Source organism: Bradyrhizobium sp. 63_E2_N1_3 (genome assembly GCF_052076005.1).
GTDB lineage: Bacteria > Pseudomonadota > Alphaproteobacteria > Rhizobiales > Xanthobacteraceae > Bradyrhizobium > Bradyrhizobium barranii.
The window spans coordinates 7590586-7606714 of the sequence record NZ_CP197235.1 but is presented as its reverse complement, the minus strand read 5'-3'; the positions used below and the strand labels follow the sequence as shown (position 1 = coordinate 7606714).

17 protein-coding genes are annotated in these 16129 nt (G+C 61.0%); 13 read left to right on the top strand and 4 right to left on the bottom strand.

The window, feature by feature from the left end:
* Positions 1-8: 8 nt before the first annotated feature.
* Complete coding sequence (locus AB7531_RS36060; protein ID WP_063985330.1) at positions 9-1415, bottom strand: DHA2 family efflux MFS transporter permease subunit; 1407 nt, start codon at positions 1413-1415, stop codon at positions 9-11.
* 263 nt (positions 1416-1678) lie between these two features.
* Here AB7531_RS36060 and AB7531_RS36055 point away from each other — a divergent pair, with 263 nt between their 5' ends.
* The 6 genes from AB7531_RS36055 to AB7531_RS36030 all read left to right on the top strand — a co-directional run bounded on the left by AB7531_RS36055 (position 1679) and on the right by AB7531_RS36030 (position 5497).
* Positions 1679-1987 (top strand): hypothetical protein, encoded by a 309-nt coding sequence (locus tag AB7531_RS36055; protein ID WP_063986663.1) that lies wholly within the window; start codon positions 1679-1681, stop codon positions 1985-1987.
* 20 nt (positions 1988-2007) lie between these two features.
* Entirely contained in the window at positions 2008-2898 is an 891-nt protein-coding gene (locus AB7531_RS36050; RefSeq protein WP_063985329.1) for a sigma-70 family RNA polymerase sigma factor, read from the top strand.
* A gap of 320 nt (positions 2899-3218) precedes the next feature.
* The gene (locus tag AB7531_RS36045; RefSeq protein ID WP_063985328.1) at positions 3219-3728 is read left to right on the top strand and encodes a DUF2867 domain-containing protein; all 510 of its coding nucleotides are present in this window, start codon (positions 3219-3221) and stop codon (positions 3726-3728) included.
* A 250-nt stretch (positions 3729-3978) separates the two neighbouring features.
* The gene (locus AB7531_RS36040; protein WP_063985327.1) at positions 3979-4245 is read left to right on the top strand and encodes a DUF3551 domain-containing protein; all 267 of its coding nucleotides are present in this window, start codon (positions 3979-3981) and stop codon (positions 4243-4245) included.
* Positions 4246-4487: 242 nt separating this feature from the next.
* Complete coding sequence (locus tag AB7531_RS36035; protein WP_063986662.1) at positions 4488-4760, top strand: hypothetical protein; 273 nt, start codon at positions 4488-4490, stop codon at positions 4758-4760.
* Positions 4761-4930: 170 nt separating this feature from the next.
* A complete protein-coding gene (locus tag AB7531_RS36030) occupies positions 4931-5497 on the top strand; it encodes a DUF1697 domain-containing protein (RefSeq protein WP_063985326.1) in 567 nt (188 codons plus the stop codon).
* A gap of 66 nt (positions 5498-5563) precedes the next feature.
* Here the strand turns inward: AB7531_RS36030 and AB7531_RS36025 are convergent, their stop codons facing one another.
* Together AB7531_RS36025 and AB7531_RS36020 are read right to left on the bottom strand one after the other, a co-directional pair.
* Entirely contained in the window at positions 5564-5692 is a 129-nt protein-coding gene (locus tag AB7531_RS36025; RefSeq protein WP_256376431.1) for a hypothetical protein, read from the bottom strand.
* 95 nt (positions 5693-5787) lie between these two features.
* The gene (locus AB7531_RS36020) at positions 5788-6249 is read right to left on the bottom strand and encodes a universal stress protein (protein WP_063985325.1); all 462 of its coding nucleotides are present in this window, start codon (positions 6247-6249) and stop codon (positions 5788-5790) included.
* Positions 6250-6588: 339 nt separating this feature from the next.
* Between AB7531_RS36020 and AB7531_RS36015 the strand changes: the two genes are divergently transcribed.
* Positions 6589-6852, top strand: coding sequence for a hypothetical protein (locus AB7531_RS36015; protein ID WP_063985324.1), 264 nt, complete (start codon positions 6589-6591; stop codon positions 6850-6852).
* A gap of 160 nt (positions 6853-7012) precedes the next feature.
* Here the strand turns inward: AB7531_RS36015 and AB7531_RS36010 are convergent, their stop codons facing one another.
* Positions 7013-10117, bottom strand: coding sequence for an ATP-binding protein (locus tag AB7531_RS36010; protein WP_063985323.1), 3105 nt, complete (start codon positions 10115-10117; stop codon positions 7013-7015).
* A gap of 464 nt (positions 10118-10581) precedes the next feature.
* Here AB7531_RS36010 and AB7531_RS36005 point away from each other — a divergent pair, with 464 nt between their 5' ends.
* The 6 genes from AB7531_RS36005 (at position 10582) to AB7531_RS35980 (ending at position 16060) form a co-directional block, all read left to right on the top strand.
* Positions 10582-10770, top strand: a complete 189-nt coding sequence (locus tag AB7531_RS36005) for a hypothetical protein (protein ID WP_187387810.1) — start codon at positions 10582-10584, stop codon at positions 10768-10770.
* 47 nt (positions 10771-10817) lie between these two features.
* The gene (locus tag AB7531_RS36000; protein ID WP_063985321.1) at positions 10818-11546 is read left to right on the top strand and encodes a sulfite exporter TauE/SafE family protein; all 729 of its coding nucleotides are present in this window, start codon (positions 10818-10820) and stop codon (positions 11544-11546) included.
* Positions 11547-11937: 391 nt separating this feature from the next.
* Positions 11938-13053 (top strand): DUF2336 domain-containing protein, encoded by a 1116-nt coding sequence (locus AB7531_RS35995; protein ID WP_063985320.1) that lies wholly within the window; start codon positions 11938-11940, stop codon positions 13051-13053.
* Between the two features lie 569 nt (positions 13054-13622).
* Positions 13623-14465 (top strand): enoyl-CoA hydratase-related protein, encoded by an 843-nt coding sequence (locus tag AB7531_RS35990; protein ID WP_231144269.1) that lies wholly within the window; start codon positions 13623-13625, stop codon positions 14463-14465.
* 582 nt (positions 14466-15047) lie between these two features.
* Positions 15048-15458 carry a hypothetical protein gene (locus AB7531_RS35985; protein ID WP_231144270.1) on the top strand — a complete coding sequence of 137 codons (411 nt, stop codon included), beginning with the start codon at positions 15048-15050 and terminating at the stop codon, positions 15456-15458.
* Positions 15455-16060, top strand: coding sequence for an ABC transporter substrate-binding protein (locus AB7531_RS35980; protein ID WP_231144271.1), 606 nt, complete (start codon positions 15455-15457; stop codon positions 16058-16060). Before AB7531_RS35985 ends, AB7531_RS35980 begins: the two co-directional genes overlap by 4 nt.
* The last annotated feature ends 69 nt before the right edge of the window (positions 16061-16129 follow it).

Below are 16129 nucleotides of genomic sequence, written 5' to 3'. Positions count from 1 at the left end.
TGTCAGCGTCACGCATCCTGTGGCGCGACTGCACTGGCGGTCCGTCGCCGTGCCGGCAGGGAAAGCCCCGCAATCGCGCCGGCCAACGACAGCATTGCGGCGAGGCGCATCGCCGCAGCAAATCCGCTCTCGAAATGCGCGGCCGAGTCGGCCCCGCCGTTGGCCGAGAAGCTCGCCACCAGCGCAGCGATGCCGAACATGCCGCCCAGGAAGCGGCCCATGTTGAAGACGCCGGACGCCTTGCCCATTTCGGCCACCGCGACTGAACTCAGGATCGCGTTCTGCGCCGCTGGCATCGCCATCGAGACGCCGACGCCGGCCAGCACCAGCGGCGCGACCAGAGCGGAGTAGGCAATCGCGGGGCTCACGATCGCCGCGATCCAGCCAAGGCCGATCGCCTGCATCAGCAATCCCGTCACCACCAGCGGCCGCTCGCCGAACCTGTTGACGACCGCGCCGGCGATCGGGGCGGTGACGAACAGCGTCGCGGTCCAGGGCAGCAGGCGAAGTCCGGCGCCGAAGGCGTCGAAGCCCAGCGCGGTCTGCAGGAACTGCGGCAGCAGGAACAAGACGCCATACATCGCGGCGTAGAACAGGACGCTTGCGGACATGCCGGAGGCGAGGGCGCGTGATGCAAACAGCCGCATCGGCACCATCGGCGCGGCCGCGCGCAATTCCCAGAGCACGAAGCCGGCTGTGAACACCAGGCCTGACATCAGCGTGCCCATGACCTCAGCGCTCGCCCATCCCACTGCGTTGCCGCGTAACAGGCTCCAGACCAGCGCGAGCGCCGCGAGGGCGACGAGCGACAGTCCGGGGATGTCCAATGCGGCAGCCGGTCCGAAGCTTTCGCGCAAGCGTGCCAGCACCAGGGTGATCACGATCAGGCCGATCGGCAGGTTGATCCAGAACACCCAGCGCCAGCCGAAATGTTCGGTGATGAAGCCGCCGATGGCCGGGCCGATGATCAGCGCGCAGCCGGTGATGCTGGCGAAAATGCCGAGCGCGCGGGCGCGTTCCTCGCGGCCGAACGTGCCGCTCAGGATCGCCATCGCCAGCGGCATCACCAATGCGGCGCCGGCGCCCTGTAGCGCGCGGGCGGCGATCAGCGCGGTGGCATTGCCTGCGAGCGCACAGGCCGCCGACGCAACGACGAACAGGGCGATCCCGGTCGCGAACATGCGGCGGCGACCGAAGCGGTCGCCGAGCGCGGCGCCGGTCAGGAGCAGCACGGCGAAGGTCAGGTTGAAGGCGTTGACGGTCCATTGCAGCGTCTCGACCGGGCTGCCGAATTCGGCGCGGATGGTCGCGAATGCCGTCGTAATGATCATGGCGTCCAGCGCCATCATGAAGGATGCCAGCGCGGTGACGCCAAGCACCCAGTTCTTCTCGGCGCGATTGGTCGGGGTCTGCATCGCCCTCTCTCCGTGTGTTGCGCCACCCTGTCGCGGCGCGTTCTGCTGGCTAGACGAGGTCGGAGGGGCAAAGGATGCGCCCGGAAATAATTTTTTCCCGGCCGCATCCTTCGCCGGCCGCCAAACGTCCTTGGGGATGACGCGGCCATTGACGCGAGCTTGATCCGGAAAGCGGGGCACCGGTTTTCCGGGAAGGTCATGCCGAAATGGAAAGATGGCGCGCGATGGGCGAGCCAGGTCGCGAGATGAGCAAGGAGAGCGCGATGAAAAGGACGTTGATCAGGTACAAGGCCAAGCCCGAGCTGGCCGACAGGAACGCCGAGCTGGTTTCGGCCGTATTTGCCGAATTGAAGGCGGCCGGGCCGGACGGCGTGCGCTATCTGACGCTGCGGCTGGAGGACGACACCTTCATCCATCTGGTCGAGGCCGCGGCCGAGGACGGCTCGAGCCCGATCCCGAAACTCAGGGCGTTTCAGGCGTTCCAGGACGGCATCCGCGACCGCTGCGCCGAGCCGCCGCTGGTTCGTGATGTGAGGATCGTCGGCAACTACCGTATGCTGGACGAGTCCTGACGAGGCGAGGCGGAGGAGCAATGGCGCCGGAGCCACTGGCCACCATCGATATCGAGGCGCTGCTGGCGCGGTTGCGGCCGAAGCTGCATCGCTACTGCGCGCGCATGGTCGGCTCGGTCATCGACGGTGAGGACGTGCTGCAGGATGCGCTGATCAAGGCAATGGGAGCGCTGCAATCGGTCACGCCCGTCGTCAATACGGAGGGCTGGCTGTTCCGCATCGCGCACAACACCGCGCTGGATTTCCTGCGTCGCCGCAACCGGCAGGAGGCGCTGCATTCGGCTGAGGAGGTGGAGATGATTGCCGACCAGCTCGATGATGTGGAAAGCCGCCAGATCGCTGCGACCAGCTTGCGCACCTTCATGCGGCTGCCGGTGGCGCAGCGGTCCAGCGTGATCCTGATGGACGTGCTCGGCTGCTCGCTTGCCGAGGTCTGCGACATCATGGATTTCAGCCTGCCGGCGGTGAAGGCCGCGCTGCATCGTGGGCGCACGCAGCTGCGCGAGTTTGCCGGGGAGCCTGACGATGTGCCGCAGCCGGGCCTGTCGGAGGCCGACCGCACGCGGCTCAACGCCTATGTCGGCCATTTCAATGCCCGCGACTTCGACGCGATCCGCGCCATGATCGCCGATGACGTCAGGCTCGAGCTCGTCAACCGCACCAGGCTGAACGGCAAGGCCGAGGTGTCGCGCTATTTCGGCAATTATTCGAAGATCAGCGACTGGCACCTGGTGACGGGGCAGGTCGACGGACGTCCCGCGATCCTGGTGTTCGATCCGAACGAGCCGAGCGGGCGGGCGAAATATTTCATGCTGTTGAACTGGTCCGCCGACAAGCTCGCCACCATCAGGGATTTTCGTCACGCAGCCTACGTTATCGATGGTGCGGAGTGCGTGGTGGATGGAGGGTGAGTGTACGTAGCGACCCCTCCGCCGCACCTGAACGAAACAAGGTTGAGCGCCATTCACCCTCCCGGCTATTGCCGGTGGACTTTAATGCACAAGCCTTCGAGCCCATGAAAGCGGCCGGAGGCATCGAGTGCACTGTCACTGTAATTCGCTTGGCACCTATTCGCGTGGCCGGCAGCGTGGTCTGAGCTTCAGTTTCAATGACCGCTGAGCGGGAAGGGGGCACCGACCTGCCTAGTGGCCTCGCCGCTTGTTGGAGAGCCCCACGGGTGCTATTTGTCTCCACCACCTCTTCGCTTCCATTCAGTCCGGGCGGAACATCTATGGCGCGCGTTGCTCGAGTGGATTTACCGCAACGTTCGGTGCTCAAGCCGCTCTACGCCAAGGCGGGCTTCGCTGACGCATTCGCCATCGATCTGCCGAGCCATGCGACGGGCGACGCCGAGCGCCTCGCCACCCATATGCTTATGGGTCAGGCGCGGTGGGTTGGCTGGCTGGTGGCTCTAAGGGACACCTTGGTTGCGGGGTTTGGTCTTAAGACATCGTCTGACTTGCGCGATGACGTTGCGACCGACAGGATCGATTTCTTTCGGGTCTACGATCGGCGTCGTCATGAGATTATTCTTGGCGAGGACGATCGCCATCTCGACTTCCGTTTGTCCGTTTTGGTTGAAGAGTCCGCTTTGTGCCGCCGACTTGTCGCCACAACGGTCGTGACCTTCAATCATTTGGGAGGGCGGGCCTATATCGCGGGAATCGCGCCCTTCCATCGCCTGATCGTAAAGTCGTCTTTGCGTCGAGCCGAGCGATCGGGCTGGCCAGCTGAACTGTAAGGTCGCGCGCCGACGGCTGGACCAAATTCGGTACGTGCTGGGTCGGCGACAAGCCCGCCACCATCAGGGATTTTCGTCACGCACCCTACGTTATCGATGGTGCGGAGTGCGTGGTGGAGCGGAGCACGGGCGTGCCGCCCCTGTGGCACATAACAGCGATTTAATCTCTCCACCTGCAAAGTATTCGAGATCTGAAACGTTAGCTCACGAGAGTTCTCGCATCCAGCGAGCGCTACACAGGAGTTCCCTCATGCATCGTCATCTCGCTATCGCCGTCCTTGCGGCGGTTTCCACCCTGACCGTCGCGGCATCCTCTACCGCCGCGTCCGCAACCGAGGTGCAGGACACTTATTGCCTGCAGGGCCGCCAATCGGGCTACCCCGGCAATTGCGAGTTTTCCACCTATGAGCAGTGCCGCGCCACCGCGAGCGGCACCAACGAGAGCTGCGGTATCAACCCGATGCGGGCCTACGCGCCGCAGCAGCAACGGCACGTGCTGCATCGCAGCCGGGATTGAGCGGCAAGCGATGAAGGGCGCCGGCGACGGCGCCCCTGTTCGATGTGGCTGCTCCACCGAACAAGCAGCAATGCGTCGGGACGCACGGCCGGCCCGTCGATGGCATACAATCCAGCGCTGTCGTCGTCATCTCCCGAATCGCGAAAGACCTGATGCGGTCCTCGATGGCAGACATCGGGACGGCGCAATCGCGGCGACCGGAATATTCGAGTATCTTCACGATCGGAGAGGCAAGCGCGATCATGTCCAGGTTCCTGCAATGGTTCTTTCGGAATCGCGAAACCGGTGACATCACGATCGCCCAGGTCCCCAACCTCGTTCTCTGGGTCGTCATTGTGGCCGGTGTCCTGCGCTGGGTCTGGCAGCCGCCGGGCACTGCCGCTATTGCCCTGGACATCGTGTTCAAAGGCGGCCTCATCGTTTGGGCCCTCGACGAGATTTTCCGCGGGGTGAACCCATGGCGGCGCTGTCTTGGCGGAGCCGTGCTGGCTTATGAGCTCACGACCTTTCTGTGATGGATCGCCCAGAATACTGCACGAAGCTTGATGTTGCCGGCCGGAATACCAGTGGCTTCATGGTGCGGGCTATTACAGTGACAGTGCTTGACTGCACCCCGTAAGATATTTGACCTTGTGAAAGATAAAGCTGGTCAGGATAGCCGACCGAGAACGAGAGCCATCCAACGATGACGACCTACGTGGCCCTGCTTTACAGTGTGGTTCTCCCGCTCGGCCGGCGATTGGCGATGGCCGAGCTGCGTGCCATGGCGCAAGGCCTCGGCCTCCACGACCCTAGAACCATCGGCGCGACGGGAAATCTGACGTTTGACAGCGACAAGGCGTCGATTTCCGAGTTGGAAGAAAATCTCGAAGCGGCCTTCAACGTGCGGTTCGGCAAGCATGTCGCAATCATCGTTCGCAACGCTGACGCGTGGCGACGCCTGCTACGCGCAAACCCGTTTCGTGCCGAAGCGACCGCTGATCCGCAAAGGGTCGCTGTTCGCGTGATGCGCAGTCCAATCCCGAAAGGCAGCGAAAACGCCCTGGCACGCTATATCAGCGATGAACGAATTGCCGTCGCCGGTGGCGATCTCTGGATCCATTTTACGGGAGATCCAGCGCGATCGCGTTTGCTTTCGGCGTTAGGCGCGGGGCGCCTGAAGGGCGTCGGCACGTTGCGCAACACGAATACGCTAAGGCGAATCGGTGACGCCGTGACTTCGGCCCGATCCAGCCGGGCTGATCAAAAATAAAATCGATTGCTGGGAAGTGCACTGTCATCGCAATCCCCCGGGAATAGAGCGGTCATCAACTCAACATCACCGCACCCCCGTGCCCTTGCAGCGCTGGCACTTCACCACCTTCTCGCCCTTCTTGAGCAAGCCTTTGCCCTCGCAATTTTTGCATTTCTGCTTCTTTTTGATGTTCGGGCCTTTTTCACTGACCATAAAATTCTCCTGCCGCGTGAGAGCGGTCGATTGGCGCCTTGTTTTGGTTGGGCTCGCCCAGCAGAACAGCCGAGTGGCGTGGGGTAAGCCCTGCACTATGCCGGTTTCGGCACGACCAGCACCGGCACGCTTCCGTACACCAGGACCTCGGATGTCTGGCTGCCCAGAAACAGCTTCCTGAGGCCGCGACGCCCGTGAGAGGCCATGACGATCAAGTCGCAGCCTCTCGACTCTGCTGTTGCAATGATCGCTGTCGCCGGGTGCGCATTCGGAACGTGCAGGAGTTCCGCAGGCGTGCCGATCTGCTCCGACATGGCGCGCGCTTCATCGAGCACTTTGCCTGCACGGGCTTTGCAGGCTGCGTCATAGCTGTCAACCTCCTCCTGCGTCGGAATCCATCCCGAGGCGTGTCCGCTCCCATAGTCGACCGGCAGCGCTTCCGTCACCGTGATGATCGTCAGCCTGGCGTTCAACGCCTTCGCCAGGGCAATGCCATGCTCAACGCCTTTTCGCGCAACGTCCGATCCGTCCGTGCTCAAGAGAATGTTGGCGTACATTCGATCAATCCTCTGCTCTTCGAACAAAGTGATGCCTGGGTAATATGATCTTATACGCGCCGTGGGTCCATGTGCGTTTTCGGTCTCGCCGTTACAGCCTCGAAAAGCTCGCCGCGCGCCGCGTGGACACGTCCGGTTCTCGGCTGACTAAACTTTTATTCACGTTCGATGCAGGCAACCGAATCCGGCGTAGAGCTCTGTCTCGTGTCCGAGAAGATTGTACGCGCCTCGGAAACTACTTTGTGACTTGGGAATAAGCGCGCGACAACGCACGTCTAAGGGTGGTGGACCGGATCTCTTGCCTCGCGGGAGATCCCCCAAACGAAAGGAACCACCACGATGACACCATTCAAAAATCCCATTGCGTCAGTCCTGTCCAAGGCCCTGTTGACCGGACTGGTCGTCACCGCAATCTTCAGCACGCCGCTCCAGGCGCGTGAGCACCGCACCGGCGATCGGCGCACCGAGCAGGGCGTGGGGGCGAGCTCTCGCTTCGAGGGCGAGCGATCGATCGCTACGCCGGCCTACCACGCATTTGCGCCAGTACCCTCGGATCAACCGGGTGGAGTTTGCGACCACGGGGATAACCCGATGATATGCTGAGCATCCGACCTTGCCGGCGTTCGCAAGGATTGGCGCGCGGTGCGAAGCTCAAAGTAGCTTGGCCATTTTCATCGCAACTTGCCGCACAGTTTAACGCCATTTCGGCCGACTGAGCGGCAGATTGCAGACCTGGCCGCCATGCGTGTCGAGGCGGATCGGGTCAATGGCGTGCACTGTCGGGCCGCGAAGGCAGAGAGGTCATTGCTTCCAGTTGCGCTGTTCGCGTCGCCAACATGGCGAGCAAGCTCTTGTGCAGCCGATCCGCGGGTTCGAAATTTTGCGCGAGCCTTCGGACGGTCTCGACAAATCGCATGCGATACGTCGCCGCCCTGTCGACGTCGCCGTACTTCGCGAAGATCTCGGCGGCCGTGCGGTACACCCGCCAGGAAGCAATCGGGAAGTCGGCACTGTCGACGATCTCCAGCGCGCGAGACAGCTGTAACTGGGCCTCCGCTGAATTGCCCATGGCAAGCGCAGTACGGGCGAGCAGTCCGTGGGCCTGGGCCAGGTGATTGAGATCCGGAGCCGTGGCCACATAGTCGTGGAGCTGGCGCGCACAGCTCTGGGCCTGCGTAAAGTCGTCAACCTGCAAGTAATATTCGCCGAGACAATGATACACCTGCGTCGCGGCGGTAAATTCGATGTCGATGCCTTCTTCATGCCTGCGGCGCTCGATGTCATCAAATTGCCTGCGAGCTCCCGACGGGTCGTTCAGCCCGACATAGGCCTTGGCAAGGACGGCCCGCTTGTGGAAGTACGTCGACTGATCTCCGACCAGCAGACTATCGTCGACGCTTTCGCAGAGCTCACGGGCTCCATCAAAGTCCATCGCTTCGACGTGCAACCACGCAAGCGTCAGCCGGCACAATGCGCTGCTGGGGCCGTTCGCGTTCCTGACGGCCAGTTCGAGGCCGGCCGTGATTTCAAGTCGCAATTCGCGCCACTCGCCCAGATGAATAAGCGCGATCGACTCAAGAACGTTGAACAGAACAAAAGTGTAGACGTCGCCGGCCAGACGGGCCAACCGCTTGCCTTCCGTGCCGGCGCGGCGGCACTCCTGGTACCGCGACCTCCAGCAATCGACGATACCCGATATTCCATTGCGCCTGATCAGGATGCCATAATTCGTGGCATTCGCGCTCAGCTCGATCGCCCTGTCGCAGAGCGTGGCGTCCTGTTTGCGCCAGCCGTTGAGGAACAGGTTGACGCTCGCGCTGCTGCCCTGGACCAGAGCCTTGAATGTGTCGTCCGCCAGCGCCTGGCTTCGCGACAGCACATCTTCAGCGGCCTCAAGGCAGGCGTGGCGATCCACGCGCAAGCAGAGGCTGCTCACCGCCGTGAGGCCGTTGAGCTGTTGCTTGATCTCGCCCGCTTGTTCGGCGCAGGCAATCATGTCTCGCAGATCGCGGATGGAGCCGGCGAGGTCGCCGCACGAACGAAGAGCCCAGCTTCGCTCCCGCAAAAGAGCGACGCGGGTTGAGAATTTGTCGGCAGCATCGAAACGATCGAGTATGCCAAGCGCGCGGGTGAGATAGCTTGCGGCCTCCGCATGGCCGAGGCGTTTCGTCGAGTTCTTTGCCGCTTCCCGGAGGTAACGCAACGCGCTCGGAAAGTCGCGACCCTGCTCAAAGTGAAGTGCGAGCGCGGGCGCTATTTCAGGGGTGCGGCCGGCATAGGCCTCCTCCAGCCTCTTGCCCAGGCGCTTGTGCGTTTGTGCGCGGCGCCCGGGCGGCAGATTCTGGTAAATGATGTTCTGATAGAGAATGTGACGGAAAGCGTAGCAGCCCGAGTATGTGCCGTCGGGCCACTCGGCAACCCCCGAACGAACGAGGATCTGATCCTTCCGGATCGACGCTTCGATGTCCCTTTCAACGTCGATCGCATCGCCGCTCAGGCCGGCCGCAACGAGGGCCGCAGAAAATTCTTCGCCGGCAACGCTGGCGACGTCGAGCAGACGCCGCTCGTTGTCGGTGAGGCGATCGAGCTCGTGGCCGATCATGTTCACGAGGCTGTCTGGAATGCGATCTTGCGCAAATGCCGCTTGTGAGGACAAGCGCCATCCGTCGTCCATTTCGATGATCGACTCCTGGTCGATCAAGTGTTTGAGCAGCGTGGCAACAAACAGGGGATGTCCCAGCGTTCGCTCGAATACCGGCTTTGACAGGCCGGAGGCAAGCTGCTCGTCGCCGAAGCGCAATGCCAGGTAACGCTCGACCTCCGGACGCGACAACCGATCGAGGCGCAATTCGCTGCAATATCCGTGAATCTCGAGATCGCGGTGCAGGCGAGGGATGGGATGCCCGCCGACGGAACTGTCGGCCGGACGATAGGAGCAGAGGACCAGCACGCGTGCTTTGCCGTTCCCGCGCGCGAAGCGAGACAGTACGTCGAGTGTCGCGAAGTCGCTCCAGTGCAGATCTTCGAGAACAAGAACCCAGGGGCGGTCGATGCTCAGCGCTTCCAGAAGATCGCAGAATTCGCGCAGCATCCGCTCGCGCGTCGCGCCGAACACTTCGTCCTGGAAAGCCGCGCGTTCCGATGCGTCGATGACGCCTGGCAATTGCAGGATCCAGGTGGGGGCGTGGGCGCGAACGGCCGAAATCAATTCCGGACCGTTTGCGCGATAACGGCTCACCAGCGCATCGATGAGTGGAAGAAAGACTTCGTCTGTTCCGAACCGTTCGGTGCAGCGCCCATAGAGCTGATCGAAGCCCTGTTCCGTCAGCTGCTCGAGCGCCTTGGCGATGAAGGCCGTCTTGCCGATCCCGGCTTCTCCGGTGACAAAAGCCATCTGCCGTTTGCCAGACAGGACGTGCCGCGTCATCTGGTCGATCGTCTCGAAGGACGGGGTCCGGCCGACCACCAGAGCGGAGATTTCGGTTTTCAGAGGTACGACCGCGTTCTCGACCTCCCTGGCCGCTTCCCGAACCGTGCCGATAAAGCGGACGCCTTTGCGCGGCAAAGTCTTGATCAGCCGCTGCGCCTCGCCGGAATCGCCTATTCCGGTACGGGCCGCGTTGATGCGGGTGGTGAGCGCTGACTCCGAGACGATGCGCCCGCCCCAAATTGCACCGATCAGATCGTCCTTGGTCACCACCCGGGTGCGGTAGCGGATCAGATATTCGAGGATGTCAAAAACCTGGGGCTGCAACGGGATCGTACGTCCGTCACGGCGCAATTCCCGCCGGTCGGTGTCGAGGACAAACTCGTCAAATAGGTACAGCAAAACAATGCCTTCGGAGGTGTGCGCAAGGCGGATATTCAACCGGTACGCGGGCCCGAAAGCAAGCACACCCTTCAGAATCAAGGAAACGATAAGAACAAATTAAGCTCGCCTTAAAGCGTGGCCCCGCGTCCCGCTCGATACTTCCAGCCGTATCCGGTCACTCACACAAGGTGTTCGTGTCATGCGCTTGGAAGATAAGGCACGGCGTCTCACCCGCGTGTTCTATGGGTTGTTGCTTCACAAGATGTTTCAGTCGCTCGTGGCATCCTCCGTACCATTGTTTAACGGCAGAGCTTCACCCAGAGGCGATGCGTCAATTTCAGCGAGTTCGTTTGTCGCCTCCACGGGGTCTTCCCGAAAGGAAGGCTGGTTTGGGCGCCTCCTTCAAGCGCTCCACCATTCGCGACGGCTGCAGGCAGAGCGCACCCTTCGACAGAATCGTCACCTGACCGACAATGGGTGGCCCCAGTTTGCCTCTCGGTCAGATGTTGGAGGGCGAGACAATGCCGGTCAGTGAAAAGTCCCCCGAACGCAAGCTTCGGATTTCGGCGCCGGGCGAGAATACGCTGCTCGCAACGATCGCCATCTGCGTTATCATTTTTCACATCCTTGCAGCCACGACGTTGACGTCGACCCGCCAGAGCGATGCCGGGGCACCGCCCGAGCCGCCCGGACTGTCGTCCGGGGACTGATCGCCAGCTCGCTATTCCAGGATTTGACAGACAAGAAGGGTTAGCTCATGGGCGACGTGGCGTCGTTTTGCCTGCTCAGCATCGCCGTGTTTTGCGGCGCTTTCGTCTCGGGCCTCGCGGGCTTTGCCTTTTCGGCGGTGGCCGGCGCGATTCTCCTTCACGTTCTCCCACCACGGGAGGCGGTCCCGCTGATGATGGCCTGCAGCATCACCGTGCAAGCCGCGGGTCTTTGGGCCTTGAGAAAAAGCATTCGCTGGAAGCAGAGCTCGGGACTGGTCGTCGGCGGATTGCTCGGCGTTCCGATCGCCGTGTGGTTGCTGCAAGCTGCAGACGCCCGGATCTTCAGGGAGAGCTTTGGTCTCGCCGTCGCCTGCTACGCGGCCTACACGTTATTCCGGCCGGTGCTCTCTCATCGCTTGCAGATGAATGCGGGACGTAATGCATTGATCGGCTTCGGTGGAGGCTTTGTCGGCGGGTTGACGGCAATGCCGGGTGCAATACCGACCATATGGTGTGACATCCACGGCGTGCCAAAAACCGAACAGCGCGGAATGGTTCAACCCTTCATCGCCGCCATGCAGATATTCGCACTTGTTCTCATGCTGATCCGAGGAGATCTGTCGACAAAGGTCCTGGTTGACTTCGCCGTCGGCATCCCGGCGCTCGTTGCAGGAACGGCGCTCGGGATTTTTGTCTTTCGCTGCGTCGATGACGCGCTGTTCCGGCGAATTATCCTCAGCATCTTGCTGGTTTCGGGACTGTTGCTGGTATTGTAGTTACGCCGGTCGCGCCTCCAGTTACAATGGCAGCCATTCGAGTACGGCGCGCAGTAGCGCTGTCGCCGTAATCCCTTAAGCGTGAGCCGAACCATTCGGTGGGCCGTGCTGCTGCCCCGGTCGAGGGTCATCCTTCGCTTGCCAGAGGCTGCTGCTGGTCAAAACGCGCGACCTCGCGGGTGCAGCTCCGTTGGGCGGGTTGTCGACGGCGTCCGCCTCCTCCAAGTCAGGCAATACCTAAAATTCGATCGATCTGATTAGGCCGACCTTATGCCCGTTCGGAGGCGGCGGGAATGATTTTACCGCGTGTTCAGGTCTGGGTGGTGTCATCGCCCATTGCTTTGAAATCCCGCTTTTGTCGTTCGATCATTTTCAAACTGCGAGCGCATCAATGGCTGCTATCACGTCATTCCTGGCCGAGTTGGACGAAGCAGTTGCGAGAGGAAATCCCGAGAGTTGTCTGCGGGCGCTCTGGCATGCGGCGGACATCCTGATCGCCGGCACGTATTCCGAGGAGCAGATCTGGACGTTCGGTGAGGTCATCGGTCGTCTCGCGCAGGAGATTGAAACGAGCGCGCGGGCGAAGCTCGCAGGAAAGCTCGCATGCAGCTCAAACGCGCCCTATGCGTTGACCCGGCAGATGGCAAGCGACGACTGCATCGATGTCGCATGGCCGGTTCTCAGTCAGTCGGAGCGCCTTGACACCGAGACATTGATTGCGTGTGCCAAGAACAAGAGCCAGCAACATTTGCTTGCAATCTCCAAGCGACAAACGGTCCCCGAAGCGGTCACCGATGTCCTGGTGGTGCGGGGATCTCCCGAGGTCGTAACCTCGGTCGCTTCAAATGCCGGGGCGAACCTCTCCAAATCCGGATTTCTGCACCTGGTGCGGCGGTCGGAAGGGGATTCGATCCTCGCTGAATCGGTAGGACTTCGAAAGGATATTCCTCGACATCTCTTCCACCAGTTGATCGCCAAAGCCTCCGAAGAGGTGCGGCAAAAGCTGAAGAGGGAACGTCCGGATATCGAACATCAGGTCCATCGCGTCGTCGTCGATGTCACCGGGGCCATTCACGCCAGGTTTGGCCCGGCGTCGAAGGATTACTTCACGGCGAAACGCACGGTGGCCAAACTGCACGAGAGAGGCGAATTGACGGAAGACAAGGTCTTCGAACTTGCTCACTCTCTCAAGTTCAACGAGACCACCGTTGCCCTGTCGTTGCTCTGTGGGCTTCCAATAGACGTCGCGGAACGGGCATTGATCGAGAAGGATCGTGAGCCGGTGTTGATCCTGGCCAAGTCTCTCGATTTCTCATGGCCCACCACGATGGCGCTGCTGTTCCTGGGCGCGGCCAACTACCGGATAACCGTTGGCGAGCTGGATCAATTGAAGATCGATTTCCACCGGTTGAATGTCAAAGCGTGCCGGGAGGTCGTCACCATCTACCGAACGCGAAAGGAAGAGGTTTTCGGCGGCTCCTTTCAACAGCCTCGACGCATGATCTAGGACCGCAATCCCGACCTCAGACATCCGTGGATGTGGGGGCGGCTCACGCAATGGTGAGCGTGCCGATGTGCCGTTCGCGCAGCTGTGATTTTCCACTGCGTGTCTTTTCCCAAGCGCATACCTAGCTAATCCTTGTCAAAAAAATTCGCAGGAAACGCTTTCAACAGAGCAGCCGATTCTAGCCAGCGCGAACGCTCCGCACGAAAACAACAACCGTTCGGAGTACGATTATGATTGGATTCAGGACTTCCATTATTGCAGCGATGATGTCGATTGGCGCGATAAGCTCTGCAAGTGCCCAGTGCCCGACGTGGGCGACTCAAAATCCAGCTTCGTTTCAGGCGCAATATCCCAATAGGGATATATTGAACGACTGCGAGTTAACGCCAGCAGGCAGAATGGGCCTCGAACTCCCTGGCGGCGCGGCTCCCTGGTATGGGGCCAACAGGACTTATGGGGCAATGCCTGGCGTTGCTCAACACCACAGCTTTCAGCACCGATCGCGGTGAGTAGTGGCCGTTCTTTTCGGGACGGTTGCGTTGCAGGCCCAGAAATCGGGAGACAAGTCGATGACATCACGAACCGACGAGGCCGCGCAGTCCAGGCTTATGGCGGACATCCCGTACGATCAGCAGACGAAGATCACCATCGAGCGCAGAGGCCAAATTGTACTGATTGGCATCAATCGACCCTACATCGACAACCGGCTGGATCCGGATGCGACAGAAAGCTTGGCGAGAGCATACTACGAGTACGATCGGGATCCCTCGCTCCGTGCGGCGGTTCTGTTCGGCTATGGCGACCGCTTCTCCAGAGGTGTCGATGTCGATGCCTACAAGGCATTCGCTCAGTCTGGAAAAAAGATGATGGATGGGCCCGGCTTCATCGACCCTCTAGGGCGGACCAGGCCAGCGCTCACGAAGCCTCTGGTTGTCGCGGTGCATGGCGACACCTGGAATATGGCGCACGAGCTTTTCCTTGTAGCGGACATACGCGTAGCGTCGGAAGACACGGAGTTCGGTCAGGATGAGAACACGCACGGCCGTTTTCCCGGAGGCGGTGCAACGGTTCGTTTCCCCAGAGAAGCCGGATGGGGAAATGCCATGCGGTTCATTCTAACAGGCGATCATTGGGGTGCGAAGGAAGCCCTCCGGATGGGAACGGTTCAGGAAGTGGCCCCAAATCGAAATGCGGCTCTCGCGAAGGCTGTCGAGATCGCCAACAAAATCGCCGCATGCGGCCCTCTCGGCATTAAGACGTCCCTGGCCTCCTCCCATATGGCGCTCGAAGACTCTCAGACGGCGCTCGCTAAGCTCGGCGTCCAATATAGTGCGCTGCTCACGACCAGGGATTTCCAGGAAGGCCGTGATGCCGAGGCACAAAAGCGTCCACCCGTTTACGAGGGACGGTGACAACAAGCTCGCGAACGGTCGTGTTGCGTTCGCGTATCGCCAGCGTATTTCGTTCTACCAAGTCTCGCCGAAGGGCAGGCGCTCTTCGACTGTTTGGCGACGTGCCACGCCTCATTGGGATGGCGGCGGGCTGGATAAAGAAATCGTTGGGTGCATCGGGACGGCGAGCGCGCGTCCATTGGAGGTCAATCACCGCGTCGATCAGGACATAGGCGACGTGGACCCCTTTTGGCCCCAGATTCCCTGCGATCGACTCGGCACGATTACGGTGACAGTTTCATGAGCCATCGAACCCGCGAAAGCGGCCGGAGTCATTGAGTGCACTGTCACCGTAATCTCAGAATTGGTTGTTTCGCTGGTTGACGAAAGGGCGAAGCGGAAAGGGCGGGGCCAAGCGTCGCACGGTCCACTTCAGAGGGCTAAGCGGAATAGCGCCATAGAGCCGCCGAGGGCAGCCTTTGACCCATCTCGACCATCCCCCGGCGAATGCCGGTTGGGCAACGGGCTCGCTAAATTGCCGCACAGACCGCTGCAAGGTGCTAACCTCACCAGCCAATAGCGTGGCCCGTACAGGGGGGACGCATGCGACGGCGGGAGTTCATCGAATATCTCGGCGTTTTTGGCGCTGCAGCAGGATCGACATTGTTTGGTCAAGGCTCAAGAGCGCAGCCCGCGCGAAAACGTCCGCTCATCGCATGGGCAGGAGCTGCACCTCCGGAGGTGACGTTGCCCCAATTCATGGTGGACTTGGCGTTCGGCAATTTCGTTAAGGGGCTCTCGGAGTTCGGCTACGAGCAACGCCGTAACATCGATATCATTCGGCGAACGGACATCTTCCGGGACCGGGTACCATCGATTGAGGAGATGGTGGCTCTGCTCAAACCCGATATCATCGCTGTGCCAGCAACACTGGAAGCCGTCGCTGCCCGAAAGGCAACATCGACAATACCGATTGTCTGTCCCCGCTTGCCGATGCGGTCCATCTCGGCTTGATTGCCAGCGAAGCTCGCCCAGGAGGAAATGTAACGGGCATTGAGGCCTACATCGCGGGTTTGCCGACCAAGCAAATTGAACTCGCGCGAGAAATCGTGCCGAAGGCAAGGCGCGTCGGACTGCTCATCAACATGAACGATCCCAAGGGTCCGCCTCAAGTCGGGGATTTGAGGGCAGCTTGTGGGGCTTTGAGCCTCAGCGTGGTCGAAGCCGATGCCAGTACGGCGCAGGACATTCCGAATGCGCTCGCTGCGCTGGCGAACGAAGGGGTCGATGTCACCGTTGTCCTTCAGACGAACCTGCTGCTCAACATGAGCGAGCAGATCGGTGCTATCGCCCTTGAAAAGCTGCTGCCGACCGTCTTCGGATATCGCGAGCACGTTGTCCACGGCGGCCTTGTGAGCTATGGCGTTGACTTGCGCTGGTGCTATCGTCGCGCCGGCTATTTCGTGGACAAGATCCTTAGGGGGGCACACCCGGGCGATCTTCCCATCGAATTTCCAAGCAAGCTTTGGTTGGCAGTCAACCTCAAAACGGCAAAGGCTCTCGACGTGGCTGTACCGCCAGGGCTCCTCGCCCGCACCGACGAAGTGATCGAGTGAGGACGGCTTACTTCTACTGATGGCCCCAATGCGAAGTGCAAGCGAACGGCGAAGTGGTCCGCTTATCGG